This window comes from Microlunatus soli, assembly GCF_900105385.1.
GTDB classification, from domain to species: domain Bacteria; phylum Actinomycetota; class Actinomycetes; order Propionibacteriales; family Propionibacteriaceae; genus Microlunatus; species Microlunatus soli.
The window spans coordinates 3393104-3413339 of the sequence record NZ_LT629772.1 but is presented as its reverse complement, the minus strand read 5'-3'; the positions used below and the strand labels follow the sequence as shown (position 1 = coordinate 3413339).

Here is a 20236-nt window from a genome sequence, read left to right as displayed (position 1 = left end):
CCCTTCCGGTCACCTGAAAGGACTGTTGGATCCAGTGTCGATGATAGGACTGCCGTCACCGGACGGCACCTACCATGGAGGCATGCCTCGACACCGGGACCACGCCAGGCGTACGTTCTCCGGCTACCTCCCCCGGGTCGGACGGTCAGCTGCGCTGGCGACCGGTGTTGGGGTCACCGCGGTGGCTGTCGCGTCCGGCTACGTCCGGTCGATCGCGCGGGGACATCTCTTCGGTGTCACCGATGTGCCGTATGCGCCGGTCGGTCTGGTGCTCGGCGCCCAGGTGTACGCCGACGGCACACCGTCGTCGTTCCTGCGAGCCCGGCTGGACCTCGGACGGTTCCTGCTCGCTCAGGGCAAGGTCGGGATGCTGCTGGTCTCCGGCGATCATGCCGCGCCGGACTTCGACGAGACCGAGGCGATGCGGCGTTATCTGGTCGATCAGGGCGTTCCCGCGGATCTGATCGTCGTCGATCGGCACGGCTACGACACCTACGACTCCAGCGTCCGAGCTCGCGATGTGTTCGGGGCCACCAAGATCACTGTTATCACCCAGAGCTACCACCTGCCACGCGCGGTCGGCACCGCCCGGGCGGTCGGCCTGGACGCCGCCGGCGTGGGTGACGACTCGGTTCGCGATCGCCGCTTCGCCTGGACCAAGGGCGTGCTGCGCGACCAACTCGCCTGCCTGAAGACGTTGTCCGACCTCAGCACCGAACGACGCCCGGTGCTGGAGAACCCGACCGATGCCGTCCGCCGCGCGCTCGCGGTGTCGCGGGCGATGACCGCCTGACCCCGAATCAACCCCGACTCCACCGGTCCTCCCGGTCGACACCCTTGACGACCTCTGTAATCGTGTAATCATGTAATTGTCGTGTCACACGGAGAGAGGACGGACATGATGAGGAACACAGATTTCCCAGGGGGATTCGGGCCCGGCGCATTCGGACCCGGTGGATTCGGACCGGGTGGATTCGGACCGGGCGGCCGGCGCGGACCGGGCGCGGCCCGCGGACCGGAAGGGCATGGCGGAGGTCGCGGCCGGCACCACGGCTCCGACGACGAGCACGGCGGACATCCGCACGGCCCGTTCGACGGTCCCGAGGCGCTCCGAGCATGGCTGTCGGAGCCCGGCAACCTTCCCGACGCCGTACGGGAGTGGCTGTCCGACCCGGCGAATGTGCCGTGGGGTCCGGGCAGTCGCGGCCGCGGTGGTCGTGGACGCGGTCCGGGCGGCGGGCGCGGTCCGGGAGGCGGCCGGGGTGGTCGGCGCGGCCCGGGAGGCTTCGGGCGGCCCGGTGGCTGGCAACAGGGTGACCTGCCGTCGGTCGACGACGCCGAGTCCTGGTTCACCGGCCGACTGCCGCAGGACTGGTTCTCCCACGTCACAGTGACCGTCGACCGCGAAGAGATCATCGTCACCGGGACACTGGCCGACAGCGACGCCTTGACCGGCGCCGAGGCCGAAGGTCGGATCAGCCGGTTCCGCAGCGACAGCCGGGAAACCCGGATGGAGATCGCCGATGAGGCCCAGAGCCGCTATCGGCGGAAGGTTTCCTGGGCCGCTCGCGCCGGAGACGCCGAGGAGTTGTTCACCAACGTCTCGGTGCCGGTGATGACCAGGCTCCGCCAGCCGGAACGCCGGGTGCTGGACACGCTGGTCGACGCCGGCGTCGCCCGGTCCCGTTCAGAGGCGCTGTCCTGGGCGGTCAAGCTGGTCGGTCAGCACACCGAGACGTGGCTCACCGATCTGCGTTCGGCGATGGCCGAGGTCGACAAGCTCCGGGCCGAGGGGCCGGAGCTGGACGATCCCGAGCAGGACGAGCAGGGGTCGGATCAGGACGGGACCGAGGAGCGCTGACCGAACCGCCGGTCAGGCACGCGACGGCAGCAGTCGGCGACCGAGCAGATAGAGCTCACAGCCGAGGCAGAAGCCGATTACCGCGTTGAGCATCGCGGCCAGGAAGGCGCAGGCGGTGGCGATCGGCCCGACCAGCCCGAGGTCTGCGGTGAAGCCGACGAAACCGACGACGGCGAACACCAGTCCGACGGCCTGGGCGAAACGCGGCGGCCGCGGATCCTCCAACTCCTCCGGGGCGGAGATCCGCGGCCGGACCAGCCGCCGGTAGAGCAGCCCGTACGGTCCGCGGGCCGGGCCGACCAGCACCGTGATGGCGAAGACGACAACCTGGAACAGCAGCACCCACGGGTTCTGCAGCACCAGGGCGACGGCGAGCACGACCGAGGTGATCGCGGCGGCCAGCCGCTGGCCGCGCGGGTCGATCCAGCCCGCCGGGGACGCCGGCGGCGCCTGCGTACTGCTGCCTTCGGTTTGTTCCATGATGATCAGAACCCTAGTACGTCTATCGGGAATCGAGGCTGGGGATGACCGCCAGGAGAGACTGCTTGGTCGGCACCCCGGAGGTGCGAGCGATGATCCGGCCGTCGGCGTCGGCCACCAACACGGTCGGGGTGCGCAGGATCTTGAAGCGACGGGCCAGATCGAGGTGCCGCTCGGCGTCGAGGTCGACGTACCGCACGCCGGCCATCCCTCCGACGGCGTCCCGGATCACCCGCTCGGCCACCCGGCAGGGCGCGCAGAACGAGCTGGAGAACTGGACGACGGTGGCCTCCGGCCCGAGCCGGTCGCCCAGCTCCGCCCCGCTCAGGCGGTCATCGCTCGACGGTCGCGGCCGCTCGGCGACCCGCTCGGGAGCGCGCCGGAACCGACCGTCCACCCGGCGCCGATAGATCACCACAGCCACGGCGACGGCCGAGGCGATCAGCAATGCGATCAGGCCGGTCAACACATCGTTCACCGTAGATCGCCGAACGGCGCCGCAGCGGGCCGCTCACTGGGTGAGACGGGCTCGCCGCGACGACGCCCACTACTGGCGCTGTGACCGGTAGTAGTTGATCAACGACTGGGTCGAGGAATCCTGTTGGGCCAGGGCTTCGGCGTCCCCCTCGACAGCCGGGGTCACCTCGAGGGCGAGCTTCTTGCCCAGCTCGACACCCCACTGGTCGAAGCTGTCGATGCCCCAGACCGCACCCTCGGTGAAGGTGATGTGCTCGTACAGCGCGATCAGCTGGCCGAGCACCGACGGGGTCAGTGCCGGCGCCATGATCGAATTCGTCGGCCGATTGCCGGTGAAGACCCGGGCCGGCACGATCGCCTCCGCGGTCCCCTCGGCACGCACTTCGTCGGCGGTCTTGCCGAAGGCCAGCGCCCTGGTCTGGGCGAAGAAGTTGGCCAGGAACACCTCGTGCACGTCGGTATCGCCGTCCTGCAAGGGGTGGGACGGGTTGGCGATGCCGATGAAGTCGGCCGGGATCAGCCGAGTGCCCTGATGGATCAGCTGGTAGAAGGCGTGCTGACCGTTGGTGCCCGGCTCACCCCAGAACACTTCACCGGTCGAGGTGGTGACCGGCGTCCCGTCGTAGCGGACGCCCTTGCCGTTGGACTCCATCGTCAACTGCTGCAGGTAGGCCGGGAAGCGATGCAGATACTGCGCGTACGGCAGCACGGCGTGGGTCTCGGCGCCGAAGAAGTTGCTGTACCAGACGTTCAGCAGACCGATCAGGGCCGGCACGTTCTGTTCCAGCGGCGTGCGGCGGAAGTGCTCGTCGATGGCATGGAAGCCGGCCAGGAAGTCGGCGAAGTTCTCCGGGCCGATCGCCACCACCAGCGAGGTGCCGATCGCTGAATCGACGGAGTAGCGGCCGCCGACCCAGTCCCAGAAGCCGAACGCGTTGGCCGGGTCGATGCCGAAGTCGGCCACCTTGTCCAGCGCGGTCGAGACGGCGACGAAGTGCTTGGCGACGGCCTCCTTGCGGGAGTCGTCGTCACCGGAGATGGCTCCGGAGGCGGTCAGCCCGTCCAGCAGCCAGGTCCGGGCCAGCCGTGCGTTGGTCAGCGTCTCCAGCGTCCCGAACGTCTTGGAGCTGACGATGAACAGCGTCGTCTCCGGATCAAGATCATGAGTCTTCAGGTAATTGTCGGTCGGATCGATGTTGGAGATGAAGCGCGCCTCCAGGCCGTCCTGTTTGTACGGCAGCAAGGCCTCGTACGCCATCACCGGACCAAGATCAGATCCACCGATCCCGATGTTGACCACGGTCGCGATCGGCTTGCCGGTGACCCCGGTCCACTCTCCGCTGCGGACCTTCTCGGCAAAGGCATAGACCCGCTGCAACACCTCGTGCACCTCGGGGACGACGTTCTCACCGTCCACCTCGACCGTCGCGTCCTGCGGTGCCCGCAGCGCGGTGTGCAGGACCGCGCGATCCTCGGTGACGTTGATGTGTTGGCCACCGAACATCTGCTCGACCCGCTGGGTCAGCCCGACCTGCTCGGCGAGGTCGAGCAACGCCTGCTTGATCTCTTCGGTGATCAGGTTCTTGGACAGATCGACGAACAGGTCCGCTGCGGTGAAGGTGTAGCTCTTCGCGCGCTCCGGATCCTCGGCGAACCAGCTGCGGAGGTCCGGCTCGAGATTCTGCTGCAACTCGGTGAGCTTCGCCCAGGCCGGGGTGCCGGTGGGATCGACCGGAGATGTCATGACTACCGCCCTTGTTGAGTCGGGTAACGGGCTGATGCGTGTTGTTCTGGGGTCAACGGAGTTGTGGGTCGATACCTTCCCACCCCTCGTTCGGCACATTACTGACCACCGATGTCGGACCTCCACGGGGGCCGATCGTCCGCCGGCGAGACACCCGGCTGCTCTATCGTTGCCCCGATGCGCAACTCCGACCTCACCGAGCAGTTGCGGACCATCCGAGCCGGTGGCACCGTCGTCGTGACCGGTCGTCGGGCGCGGGTCGGGTGTGCCGTGATCGGTTGCGCGGCCTTCACCGCGATCGGTGTCACGATGATCACCATCGCACTCACCTCGATCCCGCGGGTCGGCCCGGTGCTGGCACTGCTGTCCAGGCCCTTCATCGGTGGCACTCTGGCCGTGCTGTTCTTCGGAGCGTGGGGGCTGCCGGTCGGCATTCGTGCTCTGCTGCGGCGACGACGGCTGTTGTTGGGGCCCGAGGATTTCACCGAGGAGGTCTGGCAGCACCGGCGCTGGCAGCAGGTCGGCCGGATCCCCTGGACCGACATCGCGGACTTCTTCTCCCGTGAGATCGGCGGTCGCTGGCCGCTTCACGGTCCACGCTTCTGCGGCTATCGGCTCACCCAGGACGCATCGATCGCCGCCGCAGCACTCCGATATCGCCGTCGGCTGCCCCGGCTCGTCGCTCCCGACGAGACAGCCGTCCCGCGCACGATGCTGCTCGGGACCGTCTTCCCCGCCGGACACGTCCTGGAGTTGCTCAGCGCCGTGCATCGTCAGCAGACCCAGCAGGTCGACCCGTCCAAGGGCCACTGACCTGATCGGGTCGGACTTGACCCGATCAGGCAGGGTTGCTGCGTGGAGGTCATCACCGAGATCTGGCGGCGCGCGACGGCCGTGCAGCCGCCACCGACCCCGGAGGTCGTCGGGGCGATCGCGATCCTCGGACTGGTCCTGGTGCTGTATCGCCGCAGCTGGCTGATCACTCGCCTGCTGGTCACCATCACCCACGAGGGCGCCCACGCGCTGGCGGCGCTGCTGGCCGGTCGTCGGCTCTCCGGTATCCGGTTGAACAGCGACACCTCGGGTCTGACCGTGTCCCGGGGAAAGACTCGCGGTCCGGGCATGGTGATCATGCTCGCCGCCGGCTACCTCGGTCCCGCCGCCGCCGGTCTCGGCGCCGCCGCGCTGCTCGCCGCCGGACACAGCGTCGGCCTGCTCTGGCTGTTGGTGTTGCTGCTGTCCCTGATGCTGCTGATGATCAGGAACGCCTACGGTGTCCTGGTCCTGGTGGTCGCCGGTGGTCTGGTGTTCGCGATCAGTTGGCTCCTGGCGCCGGCCTGGCAGTCGGCGGTGGCCTATCTGATCACCTGGCTGCTGCTGATCGCCGCGCCGAAGCCGGTGATCGAACTGATCGCGATGCGCCGTCAGCGACGCGACCGCGGCTCCGATGTTGATCAACTCGCTCGCCTGACCAGGGTGCCCGGTGGGCTCTGGGCCGTACTGTTCCTACTCTGCAATCTCGCCGGGCTCGCCCTCGGTACGGCGGTGCTGCTGCCGTCGCTGATCGCCCTCTTCCGCCCGATGTTCACTCCCTGACGAGAGGTGACTGCTCAGCTCGACGGGCCCGGTGCGCCGAGCTGGTCGCGTCGCCGGATGAGATGGTCCCGCTCGGCAGAGTTGCCGGCGAGCTCGACGGCGCGATCGTAGGCGACCCGCGCATCGGCGATCCGTCCGAGTCGTCGCAGCAGATCGGCCCGCGCGACATGAAAGGCGTGGTAGCCGGCCAACGGTTCGGTGAGTCGATCGACCTCGGCCAGCGCCGGCGACGGGCCGTCGACCTCGGCGATCGCGACCGCCCTGTTCAGCCGCACGATCGGTGACGGTTCGAGTCGGAGCAGTTGGTCGTAGAGCGCGACGATCCGTGACCAGTCGGTGTCCCGGGTCGATGCCGCAGTCGTGTGCACGACGTTGATCGCGGCCAACACCTGGTAGCGTCCGGGAGCCGCTCCGGCGGCGAAGGCTTCGGCCCTGCCACGGATCAGCTCCTGCCCTTCGGCCAGTAGTGTCCGGTCCCAAGCAGCACGATCCTGTTCGTCGAGGGTGACCAACTCGCCGCTGGGCGACAGCCGCGCCGGTCGCCGAGCATCGGTGAGCAGCATCAGCGCCAGCAGCCCCACCACCTCGCCATCGGCCGGCAGCAGCTGATGCAGCAGCCGTCCCAGCCGGATCGCCTCGTCACTCAGATCGACCCGCAGCGGATCGTCCCCGTCGGCGGCCAGGTAGCCCTCGTTGAAGACGAGATAGATCACGGCCAGCACGCCGGACCGACGTCGATCGATGTCGTCGGCCGACGGCATCCGGTACGGGATACCCGCGGACTTGATCTTGGCCTTGGCCCGGGTGATCCGTTGCGCCATCGCGGTCTCGCTGACCAGGAAGGCCCGGGCGATCTGGGAGACGGTGAGACCACCGAGCAGTCGCAGGGTGAGCGCGATCCGAGCCTCCATCGTCAACGCCGGATGGCAGCAGGTGAAGACCAGCCGGAGACGGTCGTCCCGGACCGGCCCGGTCGGCTCGGCAGGCGAGTCGTCGGACAACAACAACGCCGCCTGATGCTTGGCGTGGCGCTGACCCTCGCGCCGGATCCGATCGATCGCCTTGCGGGTCGCGGTGGTGGTCAGCCAGCCGCCGGGATTGGCCGGTACGCCGTCCGTCGGCCACCGCTCCACCGCGGTGACGAAGGCCTCGGACGCGGCTTCCTCGGCGAGGTCGAGATCGCCGAAGCGGCCGGCCAGGGCCGCCACTACACGGGCCCATTCCTCGTCATGGGCGCGACGCAGCACCTCATCGACGTCCCGGTCGGTCATCATCACTGCATCCTCGCCTACAAAGGGATCCACGGCTGCTGGGGGCAGCAAAAGGCTCCCACACCGAAGTGCAGGAGCCTTGGGTTTGCGAGAGCCGCCGGTCAGCGGACCGAGCGGAACAGTCCGTCGCGCTGGGCGACGATGATCAACTCGTCACGCATTGCGGGAGTGGGGGCATTAGCGATCGCGCGATCAAGAGCGCGGCGGCTACGAGCGACCTCACGGCGGCGGATGGCCTTACCGAGGCGGGACATGCGGGTTCCTGCTTTCTTTCGACGTCGGCACCGGCGGACGCGAACGTCGTTCCTGGCTGGGGATCGGTGCCTGATGGTGATGGGTGAGACCTAGGGACCTCACTGTCGAAAGGCTCACCAATCGTAACACGGCCGTTACGACTTCTATTCCTTCACCAGCAGGGATCGCGGACGATGCACTACGCCGGTGTCCCGGGGTCAGTGGTCCGCGTTCTGATCCCGGCGATGACCTCGGCTCAGCACGATGCCGCGGGACTCCAGCACTGCCTCGACCCGGACCCGTTCGATGTCGCGTTCCAGGCCGGCGGTCGGACGATCGAGCTCGTGCGGCACGTCGAGCATCCTGCAGGTGTCCATCAGGACGCCGTCGTAGGCCTGTCGCAGCGCGGACTGCTGGGTCGCCGAACCGTGGCTGTGCGCGATCAATTCGCGCAGCCGTCGCAGGTCGAAGCTGAGTCGCTCGATCGGGATCCCACACTGATTTTTCAGGGCCTTGATGTTGCGACGGTGCTCCAGCCGTTGCTCGACCGGGTGTCGAAGGCGTCCGCCGGTGAGCTCACTGATCGCCCGGTCCAACCGCCGAGCGGCTATGCCGAATCGGACCATGATCAACAACGTCAGGCCGATCACGGTCCCCAAGGCCAGCAGGCCTAATCCAGCAATCACGGGGCCGAGCACACTTTCAGGTTACGTCCGGGTACTGACACCGGACAAAGAACTATTCACATCCGCCGATGGAACTCATTGACATTCCTGCTGGATCGTGGTCAACGCTCACCCGCGTGCAACTCAAGTGGTTCTTGTGACCGGTGATGTCGGGACAGCGCTTCCCGCCCGTTGCTGCGACTCACGACATTAGAGTGACCGCATGGAACGCTTCGACGCGATCGTGATCGGCGCCGGCCAGGCCGGGCCGGGTGTGGCGGGGGAACTCGCCGGCAACGGCCGGAAGGTCGCCCTCATCGAGTACGAACAGGTCGGCGGCACCTGCCTCAATCATGGCTGCCGTCCGACCAAGGCATTGCGGGCCAGCGCGGTGGCCGCGCACAGCGCCCGCCGAGCGGCCGACTTCGGCGTCCGGACCGGTGAGGTGCGGGTCGACTTCCCGGCCGTCATGCAGCGGATGCATACCATGATCGACTCGATGCGGTCCGGGCTGTCGGACTGGCTGGACTCGTTACCGAGCCTGGAAGTGATCCATCAGACCGCGCGACTGATCAGCTCCACCACCGGTGATCATCGGGTCATCGCCGGCGACCGGGAACTCAGCACCCCGGAGGTGTATCTCGATCTCGGCGCGCGGGCGGCGGTTCCGCCGATCCCCGGTCTCGACGAGGTCGACCATCTGACCGAGGTGGAGTTGCTGCAACTGACCGAACTCCCCGCCGAGTTGATCGTGATCGGCGGCAGCTACATCGGCTGCGAGTTCGGCCAGATGTTCGGCCGGTTCGGCTCCCGGGTGACGATCATCGGTTCGATCGCGCCGCGCGAGGATCCGGACGTGTCGTCGGCGATCAAGGACCTGCTGACCGGCGAAGGCGTACGGGTCGTCGAGGCCCGGGCCGAGAAGGTCGCCCGGGACGGCGATCGGATCTCGGTCAGCTGCGACGACGGCAGCATCGTGACCGGCAGCCAGCTGTTGATCGCGGCCGGTCGACGGCCCAACATCGATCTGCTCGGCGAGGACCACGGGCTCGAGATCGACGACCGGGGTTTCATCGCCATCGACTCCCGGTTCGCCACCTCGGTGCCCGGCGTCTGGGCGCTCGGGGACATCAACGGACACGGCGCTTTCACCCACACCGCCTACCAGGACAGCCAGATCCTGCTCGATCCGGAGCGTACGGTCGACGGCCGGATCACCGCGTACGCGATGTTCACCGACCCGCCGCTGGGCAGGGTCGGGATGACGCAAGCCGAGGCCAGGTCGTCGGGGCGGCGGGTGCTGCAGGCCGAGGTGCCGATGTCGAGTGTCAGTCGCGCGGTGTTGGACAGCGAGACGATCGGGTTGATGCGGGTGTTGGTGGACGGCGACACCGAGGAGGTGCTCGGCGCCACCTTCTTCGGGATGCACGGAGATGATCTTGTCCAGCAGCTCGGACTGGCGATGCAGGCCGGGGTGCGCTACCCGCAACTGCGCGATGCGCTGCCGATCCATCCGACGGTGGCGGAATTCATTCCGACGCTGATGTCTTCGCTGACCGAGCTCTGATCACTCCGGGCCGATAGTCGGAGACGTACGGGTCGTCGGCGATCCAGAACCGCCAGGGTTTGTCTACCGCCTTGGTGATCCCTACCCGAGGGCCGGTGTTGATCTTGATCACCGGAGACTCCGAGGCGGTCAGCGTGATGGTCGGCTCCGGACCGGCGGCGAGCAGGTCGGTGCCGTTGTCGGGTCGGGTGATGCCGAGCGCCTGGGTCAGCCGGCCCGGGCCACGAGCAAGATCACGATCACTGATCCTCGGGCCCCGACGATCGCGGGCGATCCCGATGCCGTCGACCACCTCGCCGGACCTCAACAACACACCGCTACCGCGGCCGACCGGCCCGGCCGACACGTTGGCGGCGTGATGCATGCCGTAGCTGAAGTAGACGTACAGGTGTCCGGCCGGGCCGAACATCACCCAGTTGCGGTCGGTCTTTCCGTTGTGGGTATGGGCTGCCGGATCGGTCGGACCGTCGTACGCCTCCACCTCGGCGATCCGGACCGCCACCGGGCCGCGCCGGATCAGGCAGCCCAGCAGGGCCCGGGCTGCCGTCTCGACATCGCCGGACAGATCCCGTTCCCGCGACAATTCCACTGATCCACCCCTCGCCCTGGTCCACGCACCGACCGGCAAACCTCGTTGCCCGTCCCGCGCAGAATAGACGCCGGCCGATGACCGGCTCGGCCGGCCGCCGGGCAACACGCTATGCTGAACACGCATATCCACGCAGGACCGCTTGAATACCCGCTTCGGAGGGCTCCCAGCAGCGCGCCGCACATGTCAACTGGTCCAACATCTGCCGCTGCCGGGCCCGGCGGGCCTCGATCAGAGCAGATCAGAGTCACGGAGGAACCATGTCGGACGAATCTTCATCGACCAGCCCCGCGCCGGGCACCGGGATCTCGCGTCGGCGCGTGCTCGCCGCGAGCGTGGTGACCGGAGTCGGAGCCGCCACCGCCAGCACGACGTCTGCGGCCGCGGACACCGGCGGCGACGCGGCCGCGAACCTGCCCGGGCCGTGGCAGAACGGCAAGCTGCAGGTGTCGGAGAACAGCCGCTATCTGCAGCATCAGAACGGCACCCCGTTCTTCTGGACGGCCGACACCGCCTGGCTGCTGCACAAGCTCAACCGTCAGGAACTGCCGCGCTACTTCGGCAACCGCCAGGACAAGCAGTTCAACGTCGTGCTGCTGCAGGTCATCCCGGCCAGCCCCGATTTCGTCAACTACTACGGCGACAAGGCGTTCATCGGCGGCAACGTCCGCAAGCCCAATCCGCCCTACTGGAAGCACGTCACCGCGATGCTCGACGAGGCGGCCAGGCACGGCATCTATCTGGGGATGGACGCGGTCTGGCGGCAGTTCGTCAAGGGCGGTTACCTGACCGCCGAGGACGCCACCTGGTACGGCCAGTGGTTGGCGGCGCGGTACAAGAGCTACCCCAACATCGTCTGGCTGAACGGCGGCGACGCGATGGGCACCGAGAAGACCGAGGTCTGGCAGAACCTGGCCACGGCGATCCGGGCCGAGGATCCCGATCATCTGATGACGTTCCATCCCAACGGTCGCTTCTCCTCCTCCACCTGGTTCAACAACGAGTCCTGGCTGGACTTCAACATGTTCCAGTCCGGCCACGGCAACTACGACCAGATCTATTCCCGGCTCGGCCCGTCGAATGTCGGCGTCGACCTGGCGACCAACTGGAAGGCCGAGGACAACTGGATGTACGTCCAGGCCGACTACGGCTACTACCCGGCCAAGCCGACGCTGGACGGGGAGCCCAGCTACGAGCACATCCATCAAGGGATCTACGACTTCAACCTGCCGTTCTGGAACGACGCCGACGTCCGGCGCTATGCGTACTGGTCGGTGTTCGGCGGTTCCTGCGGGCACACCTACGGCAACGGTGGTGTGATGCCGATGCATGTGGAGACCGATCCGCCGGTCAACGGCTACGACGTCGCCGAGCTCTGGTACGAGACGATGGATGATCCGGGCGCCGGCCAGCTGCGGCATCTGCAGGATCTGATGCTGTCCCGGCCCTACTTCAAACGGATCCCCGACCCGACCGTGATCGACGGCAACCCCGGTCATCAACACGACCGGGTGTTGACCACCCGCGGTGAGGACTACCTGTTCGCCTACATCCACACCGGACGGGCGTTCTCGCTGAAGCTGGGCCACATCTCCGGCGATCAGGTGACGGCCTGGTGGTACGACCCGCGCACCGGCAAGGCGTCGTCGATCGGCAAGATCACCAACATCGGGACCCACACCTTCGATCCGCCGGGCAAGATCAAGGACGGCAACGACTGGGTGCTGGTCCTGGACGACAGCAGCAAGGGATTCGGCAAACCGGGCGAGTCGGCGTACAAGAACTGACCTGCCCGGCGACGTCCAGGGGCGATGACGCTAGGGTCCGACGGGTGCCTGATCACCGGTTTCCCGATGGCGAGGAATTCACCAGCTATCCGCTGGATGAGCTGCTCACCCCGCTGCCACCGTTGCGGCCGCCCGACGACTTCGCCGAGTTCTGGCGGGAGACCTACGTCGAACTCACCGCACCGGCCGGCGAGGTCCGGATCGAACGCGACTGCTCGGCCGGCGGTCGATCGATCGAGCTGATCAGTTTTCGATCATCGTCCGGTGGCCGGGTGCTCGGCTGGCTGGTCGGGCCCGGCGACCGGCAACCGGTCCGGCGCGGCCTGGTGATCAGCCACGGGTACGGCGGCCGGGAACTGCCCGACCCGCTGCAGGTGGCCGACAACGCGGCCGCGATCTTTCCGGTGGCGCCGTGGCTGCCGATCAATGCCGGTGGGCTGCCCGGGAGCGAGCACGTGCTGATCGGGATCGGCGACCGGTACCGGTATGCGCATCGTTTCAGCGCCGCCGACATCTGGCGGGCGGCGACGATCCTGCTGCAGCGCTATCCCGATGCCGCGGCCTGTCTGGACTACCGGGGCGGCAGCTTCGGCGGCGGGATCGGGGCCCTGGCCCTGCCGTGGGACGACCGGTTCCGGCGCGCGACGCTGCATGTCCCGAGTTTCGGGTATTTCCCGATCCGGCTGTCCCGGCGCTGCACCGGCAGCGGCGAGGCCGTCCGGCAGCATCTGCTCGGGCATCCCGAGCACCGGCCGATGCTGGACTACTTCGACAGCACCCTGGCGGCGGCCGAGATCAGCATCGACGTCCAGGTCAGCGCGGCCCGGACCGATCCGGCGGTCGATCCGCGCGGCCAGTTCGCCGTCTACCACGCGCTGGCCGGCACCAAGCGGCTGGTCGTCTGCACCGCCGGCCACGCCGAGTTCCCCGGTGAGGCGGAGCAGAACCTTGCCGTCGAATCGGCGGCCCGACGATTCCTGGCGGCCGACGACGTCGACGAACTTCCGCCGATCATCGAGCTGTGAGGGCTGATCGCCCGGACCACACCGCAGCACAACAACCGGTACCGGATCAGACGGTTTCCCAGGCGCGGGACTTGGTCGAACGCAGCATCGCGTCGCAGATCTCGGCGGCGCGCAGCCCGTCGGCGAAGGTCGGCAGCCCCTGCGGCGCCTCGCCCGATCCGTTGTGCGCGGCGATCGCGGCGTAACTGTCGGCGACATAGTTCTCGAAGCACTGGGCGTAACCCTGGGCGTGGCCGGCAGGCAGTTGGGACAGCCGGCGCTGCTCGGCCGAGCCGTTGTTCGGATCGCGGACGACGGTGATCGACTCCGCGTCGCCGCCGATCCACAGCTCCTCGGCGTGCTCCTGGTCGAAGACCGCGCTGTGCGCCGCTCCATCGACCTCCAACCACAGCCGGTTCTTGCGGCCCGCGGCCAACTGGCTGATCACCGCCGACCCGGAGGTCCCCTTGTCGGTCTTGAACAGGATCAGCGCGCTGTCCTCGGTCACCACGTCGACCAGCGGACCTTCGCCGGCGGCCGCGCTGAACGAGGCGGCCGTGCCCGAGGGTCGTTGCGGGATCGCGATCGAGGTGTCGGCGACCAGTTCGACGATTCGCTCACCGGTCACCCACTCGGCCAGGTCGCACCAGTGCGAACCGATGTCGCCGAACGCCCGCGACGGACCGCCGGCCTCCGGGTCGACCCGCCAGCCGCTGGCGTTCGGGTCCAACATCCAGTCCTGCAGGTACGACCCGTGGATCAGGTTGGGCGCACCGAACTCCTCGGAACGGACCCGGGCCTGCAGTTCGCGGGCGATCGGGTGGAACCGATAGGCGAACGGAATGGTGTTCACCAGTCCGGTCCGCTCCGCCACGGCCGCCGCCTTCTTGGCGTCGTCCAGGCTGACGCCGAGCGGCTTCTCGCACAGCACGTGCTTGCCCGCCTCCAGCGCCGCGATCGCGTACGGCACGTGGTAGGAGTTCGGCGTACAGATGTGGACGGCGTCGACGTCGGAGCCGATCACCTCGTCGATGTCGGCGTAAGCATGTTCGACACCCCATCGAGAGGCAACCTCTCGGGACCGTTCCGGGCTGGAGGCCAGCACCCCCGCCACCTGTGCGCCGGCGAGCACCGCCGCTCGGCGATGCACCTCGCCGATCATGCCCGCCCCGAGAATCGCCACCTTCTGCACGCCATTGGTCATGGGCCTCAATCTAGTGGAGCCGATTTGCGCAACCTCGAACCACCGTCCGGATCTGCCCGACGTCGGACTCCGGCGCGCCGTCGGAGCAGCGCAAGACTCACGGCGAGGCACCAGCTTGGTCACAGCCACGGCAAGAACGCTGTCGTGACCGGGTCCGGGCCCGATCTGCCAGTAACGTCGTCGCGACGCGTCCAGCCCGGAACGTCGAGGTGGCGTGCTTGGAGAAAGGTTCAGATGAGACCAGAGATCAGTCCGACCCTTGCTCCGAGGACCGACACCGAGGCCGCGTTCGAACTGCCGCCGGCACTGCGTGATCGACGGCCCCGGCTGTCCGAACGTTTCCCGGCGATCTACCCGTTGGCGGTCGAAGGACTCCGGCTCCGGCGGCGGGCGAAGTGGTGGCTGTGGAACATCGACTGGGCCACCGAGCATGATCGGACCGACTTGCCGATCCGGGTCAAGCAGCACAAGTCGCTGCTGCTGCGCACCCTCGGTGAATCGGACATGTGGATGCAGCACAACAAGGTGCACAACCTGCGGATCGTCGCCGACCGCCTGGACGGGATCCTGATCAAGCCCGGCGAGGAGTTCTCGTTCTGCCGGCTGGTCGGGAAAGCGACCCGGCGCAAGGGGTATCTGGACGGCATGCTGCTGGACAACGGCGAGGCCAAGGCCGGGCTCGGCGGCGGCATCTGCCAGATGGCCAACCTGTTGCACTGGATGGTGCTGCACAGCCCGTTGACGGTGACCGAACGTTCCGAGCACTCCTTCGATCCGTTCCCCGACAACGGACGGGTGCTGCCCTGGGGCGTCGGCTGCGCGGTCTACTACAACTACGTCGATCTGCGCTTCCGCAACGACACCTCGACCACCTTCCAGCTGCGGACCAAGGTCGGGCAACGTTATCTGGAAGGCGAGTTGCGGGCGGCGGAGGTGATCCCGCACTCCTACTCGGTCTATGCCCAGCGGGAAGGCTTCAGCCAACACGGCGACGACTGGTTCCGGCACAACGAGATCTGGCGCGACGTGATCGACCGCACCACCGGCAACCGGGTCAGCGCCGAGTTGATCAAGAAGAACTGCGCACTGGTCAAGTACGTCCCCGACCTGGGAGTCGACCAGGAGGATCTGTGATCGCCGGGTTCAGGCGATCAGCGCGCCACCGTCGACCATCAGCACCGCACCGTCGATGAAGTCGTTGATCATCACGTGCAGCACCGTTGCGCTGATGTCGGTCGGCCGTCCGATCCGTCCGACCGGCGTCTGCGCCGCCGCTGCTGCGTAGAACTGCTCCCGTTGTCCGGTCTCCATCCCCGACCACAGCGGGGTGTCGACCACGCCGGCGACCACCACATTGACCCGACGCGGCGCCAGTTCGAGGGCAAGGCTTTGGCCGAGGCCGCCGATGCCAGCGTTGGCGGCCGCGGTGACCGGCATCCCGCTGTAGGCGCGGAATCCGGCGGCTCCGGCGAGCAGCGTCATGGAACCGGTCGCGGTCAGTGACGGCAGTGCATGCCGGACGCACCACAACTGTCCGATGATCTTGGTGTTCAGGCAGCCGTCGATTGCGGACCGGGTAACGTCGGCCGCCGACCCGACCGCCATGTCGCCGGGGCAGACCACCACATGATCTGATTGTTCGGCGGCGGCGAAGAAGGCCCGTACGGAGTCCTCGTCGGTGACGTCGACGACCCCGGTCTTGACCCGATCACCGTGCTCAGCGGCGACCGCAGAGAGCTTCTCCGCCGACCGGCTGCCAACGGTCACGATGCTGCCGGCGCCGACCACGTCATCCACCACCGCCCGGCCGATGCCGGTGCTGCCGCCGATCACGATCACGTGCTGGCCCTGAAGCCGATTTCCTGTAGTCATGGAGATTCCTCACCTTCACCTCCCGACGGTCGATCCGTCGTTGCGTCGACTCTTGTGGAGACGATCGGCAACTGCCAGACGCCGCTGCTGCCGTCGGTCGTGGACCTGTCACCGAGAGCACCACCCAAGAGCAACCGCGGCGACGTAGGCTGATCGGCGATGACCACCCGAGTCGAGCGGGAGGAACTCGCCGCCTTCCTGCGCAGCCGCCGCCGACGTCGCTCACCCAGCGATGCCGGTCTGATCGCTGGACGTCGACGGACGCCGGGACTGCGGCGCGAGGATGTGGCGGCGCTGGCCGGGGTGAGCGTCACCTGGTATGCGTGGCTGGAGCAGGCCCGTGACATCCGACCGTCGGACCAGGTGCTGTCCAGCCTGGCCCGAGAATGGCGCTGGACGATGCCGAGACCGCCCACCTGTTCCGGCTCGCCGGTCAGCGGCCACCGAGCCGCGAGACGCCCCAGCCAGCCTTGCAACCCGGCTATCGGATGCTGCTTGATCAACTCCTGCCGTGCCCGGCGATGATCACCAACCACCGCTTCGATGTGATCGCCTGGAATCGTGCGAGCACCCTGCTGTTCGGAGACTTCGGCCGGTTCGAGGGCGATGAGCGCAACATGCTCTGGTACACCTTCAGCACACCACAGGCCCGCACGTTGGTCGTCGACTGGGAGGCCGATGCCGCGTTCATGGTCGCGTTGTTCCGGACCCAGGCCACCGAGCTGCTGCACACCGCACCATTCGTCTCCCTTGTCGACAGACTCCGTTCGACCTCGGCCGAATTCTCCGCGCTGTGGGAGCGACGTGACCTGGAGCAGTTCCGCCCCGTTGATCAACAGGTGCAGCATCCGCTGCTCGGACGGATCCGGCTGCGCCCCTTGAAGCTGTACGCCGTGGACCAGGATCGGACGGTCGTTGCCTATCTCACCGACCCGAGTGGCGACACTCATCGGCGCCTGGCACGGGCTCTGGACGCTGCGACCGACTGATCGGCCTGTCGCCCGATCGGGGATTCTTCGGCCAGGATGGGGTGATGGACCTCGACGCGATCGCCGCCGAACTGTACAACGGCCCACCCGAGGAGTTCACCGCGCTGCGCAAGCAGCGCGCGACCGAGGCGCGCGCCGCCGGTGACCGCGAGCTCGCCAAACAGGTACTGGCGTTGCGACGTCCGACCCGGTCGGCCTGGATCGTCAATCTGATCGCCGACCAGGCCGCCGATGATCTTGCTGCCCTGCTCGACCTCGGAGCGGCCCTGGCCGAGGCTCAACAGCGCCTTTCCGGCGCCGACCTGCGCCGGTTGTCCAGCCAGCGGCACGCCGCCATCGCGGCGCTGGCCCAACGCGGTGCGCAGTTGGCCGAGGTCCGGGGCCACACCGCCACCGAGGCCACCCGACGGGCGGTCTCGGAGACCCTGCAGGCTGCGTTGTCCGACCCCGGGATCGCCGATCGGGTCCGGGCCGGCCGGTTGCCCCAGGCCCAGGAGTACAGCGGCTTCGGCCCGGAGATGATCTTTGCGGCAGGCGCCGCTCCGGACCTGCCTGCTCCGGCCGCCGCCGCGGGTACCGACGATGATGATCATGACCGCGGCGGCTCCGGCACCGACGACGAGGATGCCGACGCGGCGGAGCACGAGCGACTGATCGAACGACTGAACACCGCCCAGGCAGCGCTGGACCGGATCCGGGTGCAGACCGAACGGGCAACCGAACGGGCGGCCAAGGCCGCCGACACCGCGGCCCAGCGCAGCACCAGGGTCGACGAGCTCCGTGAGCAACTGGATCGCGCCGAACGCGAGGCCGACGCGGCCGCCGCCGATCGGGACACCGCGAACGACGCCGTGGACGATCTCCGCGCGGCCGAGCGGGCCGCCGAGGACGCCGTGTCCGCCGCCCTGGCCGCCCTCGCCGACGGCTGACCCTGCTCCCGGGTCCGCGTGGTCAGATGCTGTGCCGGATCGCGCGGACGCCGACCAGCAGACCGATCGCCGCGACGATCACGGCGGCGATCATGCCTTGCCAGACCGTCGGATCGGCGAACCGGCCGTTGAACAGCGCCCGTTCGGCGTCGACCATGTAGGTCAACGGGTTGAAGCGGCTCAGCAGCTGCATCCAGGTCGGGCCCGATTCCAGCGGCAGCAGCATTCCCGACAGCAGCATCAGCGGGAAGAGCAGCCCCTGCTGGACGGCCCAGAACATCCAGTCCCGTTCCCGGGAGATGATGCCGAGCGAGTAGCTGAACGCCCCCAGACCGAGACCGAAGACCGCCAGCATCACCAGCCCGCTGATCATCCCCGGGATCGACGGCCGGAAGCCGAAGATCGCAGCCAGAGCGGAGATCACGACCGCCTGCAGCACCAGCGGAACCATCTCCTTGCAGGCCCGACCGATCAGCAGCGCCGGTCGGGAGACCGGGGCGACCAGCATCCGTTCGTGCGCGCCGGACTGGATCTCGAACAGCAGATTCGCCCCGGTCATCCCGGTGCCGAACAACGCGATCATCACCACGATGCCGGGCACGAACCACTGGAACGCCTCGCCGATCGGCCGACCGGACATCCCGCTCAGCAACGGGCCGAAGAAGGCCAGGAACATCAGCGGCTGCATCAGCGAGAAGACCAGGCTGAACGGGTCGCGGATCATCGGCTTGAGTTCGCGGACGAAGACCGTCGCGCAGTCGCGGACGAGTCCCGACGGCCGGCCGAACAGTCGTGCGTCGGGAGCGGTGATCGTGGTCATCGTTGTGCTCCTGCCATCTGCGATTCGGTTACGGGGGTCGATGCGGGTCCATTGGTCGATGCGGGGTCGTCGGCGCCCCGGTTGTCCTCCCGCAGGCTGCGGCCGGTCAGGTTCAGGAAGACGTCGTCCAGGGTCGGCCGATCGAGCTCGGCGGCGATCACGGTGTGCCCGGCGGCGTCCAACTCGCGGAGCAGTCGCGGCAGCACCCGATCGCCCTGATCGACCGCGATCACGTACCGCACCCCGTCGGCGGTCGGCGTACCGGTCCCGCTGTCGTCGGTGGCGCCGGCCTCGGCAGCGATCCGGCTGATGATCGCTGCCGCACCGGCCCGAACGTCGGCCGTCGAATCAGAGTCATCCTCGACGGTGACGGTCAGCCGGTCGCCGGCCAGTTCTGTCTTCAACGCTCGGGCGGTGTTGTCGGCGATCACCTTGCCGTGATCGATCACCAGGACCCGTTCGGCGAACTGGTCGGCCTCGTCCAGGTAGTGCGTGGTCAGGATCAACGTCATCCCGTAGCGCTGACGCAGGTTGAGGATGTGCTCCCACAGGTTGGCCCGGGACTGCGGATCCAGGCCGGTCGACGGCTCGTCCAGGAACAGCAGCCCGGGAGCCGGAATCAGTCCGAGCGCGATGTCGACCCGCCGACGTTGACCGCCGGACAGTTTCATCGTCTGCTGGCCGGCGACCTCGCCCAACTCGAGTGCATCAATCGCCTCGTCCACCCGTTGCCGGGCCTCGACCCGTCGCAGACCGTAGATCGCCGCCTGACTCATCAACTCGTCCCGCACCCGTTGATACTGGCTGGCGCCGTTCTTCTGACCGATGTAGCCGATCCGGGCGCGGACGGCGGCCGGTTCGGTAACGATGTCGTAGCCGCAGACCGTCGCGGAGCCGGCGCTCGGAGCCAGCAGTGTGGTCAACATCCGGAGTGAGGTGGACTTCCCGGCACCGTTGGGACCGAGAAAGGCGGTCAGCGAGCCGGCTTCGATGTCGACGGTGAGGTCCTCGACGGCCAGCACCGGTGGTTTTCCGCGACCGCGGCCGGGGAACTCCTTGCGCAGGCCGCGTGCTTCGATGATTGCTTCGGTTGTCGCCATGAACGAGAAGCTAATCCGCTTCGCGGACAGATCCTGTCCGCATACAA

General features: G+C 67.8%; 21 protein-coding genes and 1 pseudogene. 11 read left to right on the top strand and 11 right to left on the bottom strand.

From position 1 onward, the window contains the following. Nucleotides 1-82 precede the first annotated feature (82 nt). The gene (locus tag BLU38_RS15660) at nt 83-793 is read left to right on the top strand and encodes a SanA/YdcF family protein (RefSeq protein ID WP_091526264.1); all 711 of its coding nucleotides are present in this window, start codon (nt 83-85) and stop codon (nt 791-793) included. A 105-nt stretch (nt 794-898) separates the two neighbouring features. After that, nucleotides 899-1861, top strand: coding sequence for a hypothetical protein (locus BLU38_RS32065; RefSeq protein WP_269458116.1), 963 nt, complete (start codon nt 899-901; stop codon nt 1859-1861). Between the two features lie 12 nt (nt 1862-1873). On the opposite strand, the gene BLU38_RS15650 is transcribed toward BLU38_RS32065, so the two are convergent. From BLU38_RS15650 to pgi, 3 genes are all read right to left on the bottom strand, one after another. Beyond that, nucleotides 1874-2341, bottom strand: coding sequence for a DUF4395 domain-containing protein (locus BLU38_RS15650; RefSeq protein ID WP_091526262.1), 468 nt, complete (start codon nt 2339-2341; stop codon nt 1874-1876). Between the two features lie 22 nt (nt 2342-2363). Continuing rightward, the gene (locus BLU38_RS15645) at nt 2364-2819 is read right to left on the bottom strand and encodes a thioredoxin family protein (RefSeq protein ID WP_231919865.1); all 456 of its coding nucleotides are present in this window, start codon (nt 2817-2819) and stop codon (nt 2364-2366) included. Between the two features lie 69 nt (nt 2820-2888). Further along, the gene (gene pgi / locus BLU38_RS15640; RefSeq protein ID WP_091526260.1) at nt 2889-4562 is read right to left on the bottom strand and encodes a glucose-6-phosphate isomerase; all 1674 of its coding nucleotides are present in this window, start codon (nt 4560-4562) and stop codon (nt 2889-2891) included. A 177-nt stretch (nt 4563-4739) separates the two neighbouring features. On the opposite strand from pgi, the gene BLU38_RS15635 reads away from it, so the two are divergent. Next, a complete protein-coding gene (locus tag BLU38_RS15635) occupies nt 4740-5375 on the top strand; it encodes a hypothetical protein (protein WP_091526258.1) in 636 nt (211 codons plus the stop codon). 42 nt (nt 5376-5417) lie between these two features. Next, nucleotides 5418-6158 carry a M50 family metallopeptidase gene (locus BLU38_RS15630; RefSeq protein WP_091526256.1) on the top strand — a complete coding sequence of 247 codons (741 nt, stop codon included), beginning with the start codon at nt 5418-5420 and terminating at the stop codon, nt 6156-6158. Nucleotides 6159-6172: 14 nt separating this feature from the next. Here the strand turns inward: BLU38_RS15630 and BLU38_RS15625 are convergent, their stop codons facing one another. From BLU38_RS15625 to BLU38_RS15620, 3 genes are all read right to left on the bottom strand, one after another. Continuing rightward, nucleotides 6173-7429: an RNA polymerase sigma factor gene (locus tag BLU38_RS15625; RefSeq protein ID WP_091532531.1), complete on the bottom strand. Its 1257-nt coding sequence runs from the start codon at nt 7427-7429 to the stop codon at nt 6173-6175. A 101-nt stretch (nt 7430-7530) separates the two neighbouring features. Continuing rightward, nucleotides 7531-7683, bottom strand: coding sequence for a hypothetical protein (locus tag BLU38_RS31230; protein ID WP_172836157.1), 153 nt, complete (start codon nt 7681-7683; stop codon nt 7531-7533). A 198-nt stretch (nt 7684-7881) separates the two neighbouring features. Next, on the bottom strand, nt 7882-8349 hold the full coding sequence (locus BLU38_RS15620) for a hypothetical protein (protein WP_157683494.1): 468 nt from the start codon (nt 8347-8349) through the stop codon (nt 7882-7884). A 202-nt stretch (nt 8350-8551) separates the two neighbouring features. Between BLU38_RS15620 and BLU38_RS15615 the strand changes: the two genes are divergently transcribed. Then, nucleotides 8552-9895: a mercuric reductase gene (locus BLU38_RS15615; RefSeq protein ID WP_091526252.1), complete on the top strand. Its 1344-nt coding sequence runs from the start codon at nt 8552-8554 to the stop codon at nt 9893-9895. Here the strand turns inward: BLU38_RS15615 and BLU38_RS15610 are convergent. After that, nucleotides 9858-10484, bottom strand: coding sequence for a DNA-3-methyladenine glycosylase (locus tag BLU38_RS15610; RefSeq protein ID WP_231919864.1), 627 nt, complete (start codon nt 10482-10484; stop codon nt 9858-9860). The genes BLU38_RS15615 and BLU38_RS15610 overlap by 38 nt on opposite strands. 260 nt (nt 10485-10744) lie before the next feature. Here BLU38_RS15610 and BLU38_RS15605 point away from each other — a divergent pair, with 260 nt between their 5' ends. Further along, on the top strand, nt 10745-12271 hold the full coding sequence (locus tag BLU38_RS15605; RefSeq protein ID WP_091526248.1) for a glycoside hydrolase family 140 protein: 1527 nt from the start codon (nt 10745-10747) through the stop codon (nt 12269-12271). A 44-nt stretch (nt 12272-12315) separates the two neighbouring features. Then, nucleotides 12316-13296: an acetylxylan esterase gene (locus tag BLU38_RS15600; RefSeq protein WP_091526246.1), complete on the top strand. Its 981-nt coding sequence runs from the start codon at nt 12316-12318 to the stop codon at nt 13294-13296. Between the two features lie 46 nt (nt 13297-13342). Here the strand turns inward: BLU38_RS15600 and BLU38_RS15595 are convergent, their stop codons facing one another. Then, nucleotides 13343-14479 carry a Gfo/Idh/MocA family protein gene (locus BLU38_RS15595; RefSeq protein ID WP_091526244.1) on the bottom strand — a complete coding sequence of 379 codons (1137 nt, stop codon included), beginning with the start codon at nt 14477-14479 and terminating at the stop codon, nt 13343-13345. 234 nt (nt 14480-14713) lie between these two features. On the opposite strand from BLU38_RS15595, the gene BLU38_RS15590 reads away from it, so the two are divergent. Beyond that, nucleotides 14714-15613: a VanW family protein gene (locus tag BLU38_RS15590; RefSeq protein WP_091526240.1), complete on the top strand. Its 900-nt coding sequence runs from the start codon at nt 14714-14716 to the stop codon at nt 15611-15613. 9 nt (nt 15614-15622) lie between these two features. Here BLU38_RS15590 and BLU38_RS15585 read toward each other — a convergent pair whose 3' ends face one another. Beyond that, nucleotides 15623-16351 (bottom strand): SDR family oxidoreductase, encoded by a 729-nt coding sequence (locus BLU38_RS15585; protein ID WP_091526239.1) that lies wholly within the window; start codon nt 16349-16351, stop codon nt 15623-15625. Nucleotides 16352-16510: 159 nt separating this feature from the next. On the opposite strand from BLU38_RS15585, the pseudogene BLU38_RS32380 reads away from it, so the two are divergent. From BLU38_RS32380 to BLU38_RS15570, 3 genes and pseudogenes are all read left to right on the top strand, one after another. Further along, nucleotides 16511-16723 (top strand): annotated as a pseudogene (locus tag BLU38_RS32380) (helix-turn-helix domain-containing protein); the annotation flags it as partial. A 14-nt stretch (nt 16724-16737) separates the two neighbouring features. Then, the gene (locus BLU38_RS15575; RefSeq protein WP_231919863.1) at nt 16738-17340 is read left to right on the top strand and encodes an MmyB family transcriptional regulator; all 603 of its coding nucleotides are present in this window, start codon (nt 16738-16740) and stop codon (nt 17338-17340) included. Between the two features lie 44 nt (nt 17341-17384). After that, complete coding sequence (locus tag BLU38_RS15570; protein ID WP_091526232.1) at nt 17385-18269, top strand: hypothetical protein; 885 nt, start codon at nt 17385-17387, stop codon at nt 18267-18269. Nucleotides 18270-18291: 22 nt separating this feature from the next. Here BLU38_RS15570 and BLU38_RS15565 read toward each other — a convergent pair whose 3' ends face one another. After that, nucleotides 18292-19089, bottom strand: coding sequence for an ABC transporter permease (locus tag BLU38_RS15565; protein ID WP_091526230.1), 798 nt, complete (start codon nt 19087-19089; stop codon nt 18292-18294). Next, nucleotides 19086-20189, bottom strand: a complete 1104-nt coding sequence (locus BLU38_RS15560; protein WP_091526228.1) for an ABC transporter ATP-binding protein — start codon at nt 20187-20189, stop codon at nt 19086-19088. Before BLU38_RS15560 ends, BLU38_RS15565 begins: the two co-directional genes overlap by 4 nt. Nucleotides 20190-20236: the final 47 nt, after the last annotated feature.

Excerpts from the sequence above, each read along its gene's own strand:
- BLU38_RS15625 (WP_091532531.1), bottom strand. The coding sequence starts at position 7,429 with ATGACCGACCGGGACGTCGATGAGGTGCTGCGTCGCGCCCATGACGAG.
- BLU38_RS15660 (WP_091526264.1), top strand. The coding sequence starts at position 83 with ATGCCTCGACACCGGGACCACGCCAGGCGTACGTTCTCCGGCTACCTC.
- BLU38_RS15560 (WP_091526228.1), bottom strand. The coding sequence starts at position 20,189 with ATGGCGACAACCGAAGCAATCATCGAAGCACGCGGCCTGCGCAAGGAG.
- BLU38_RS15595 (WP_091526244.1), bottom strand. The coding sequence starts at position 14,479 with ATGACCAATGGCGTGCAGAAGGTGGCGATTCTCGGGGCGGGCATGATC.
- BLU38_RS15590 (WP_091526240.1), top strand. The coding sequence starts at position 14,714 with ATGAGACCAGAGATCAGTCCGACCCTTGCTCCGAGGACCGACACCGAG.
- BLU38_RS31230 (WP_172836157.1), bottom strand. The coding sequence starts at position 7,683 with ATGTCCCGCCTCGGTAAGGCCATCCGCCGCCGTGAGGTCGCTCGTAGC.
- BLU38_RS15575 (WP_231919863.1), top strand. The coding sequence starts at position 16,738 with ATGGCGCTGGACGATGCCGAGACCGCCCACCTGTTCCGGCTCGCCGGT.
- BLU38_RS15635 (WP_091526258.1), top strand. The coding sequence starts at position 4,740 with ATGCGCAACTCCGACCTCACCGAGCAGTTGCGGACCATCCGAGCCGGT.
- BLU38_RS15585 (WP_091526239.1), bottom strand. The coding sequence starts at position 16,351 with ATGACTACAGGAAATCGGCTTCAGGGCCAGCACGTGATCGTGATCGGC.
- BLU38_RS15650 (WP_091526262.1), bottom strand. The coding sequence starts at position 2,341 with ATGGAACAAACCGAAGGCAGCAGTACGCAGGCGCCGCCGGCGTCCCCG.
- BLU38_RS15565 (WP_091526230.1), bottom strand. The coding sequence starts at position 19,089 with ATGACCACGATCACCGCTCCCGACGCACGACTGTTCGGCCGGCCGTCG.
- BLU38_RS15615 (WP_091526252.1), top strand. The coding sequence starts at position 8,552 with ATGGAACGCTTCGACGCGATCGTGATCGGCGCCGGCCAGGCCGGGCCG.
- BLU38_RS32065 (WP_269458116.1), top strand. The coding sequence starts at position 899 with ATGATGAGGAACACAGATTTCCCAGGGGGATTCGGGCCCGGCGCATTC.
- BLU38_RS15605 (WP_091526248.1), top strand. The coding sequence starts at position 10,745 with ATGTCGGACGAATCTTCATCGACCAGCCCCGCGCCGGGCACCGGGATC.
- pgi (WP_091526260.1), bottom strand. The coding sequence starts at position 4,562 with ATGACATCTCCGGTCGATCCCACCGGCACCCCGGCCTGGGCGAAGCTC.
- BLU38_RS15570 (WP_091526232.1), top strand. The coding sequence starts at position 17,385 with ATGGACCTCGACGCGATCGCCGCCGAACTGTACAACGGCCCACCCGAG.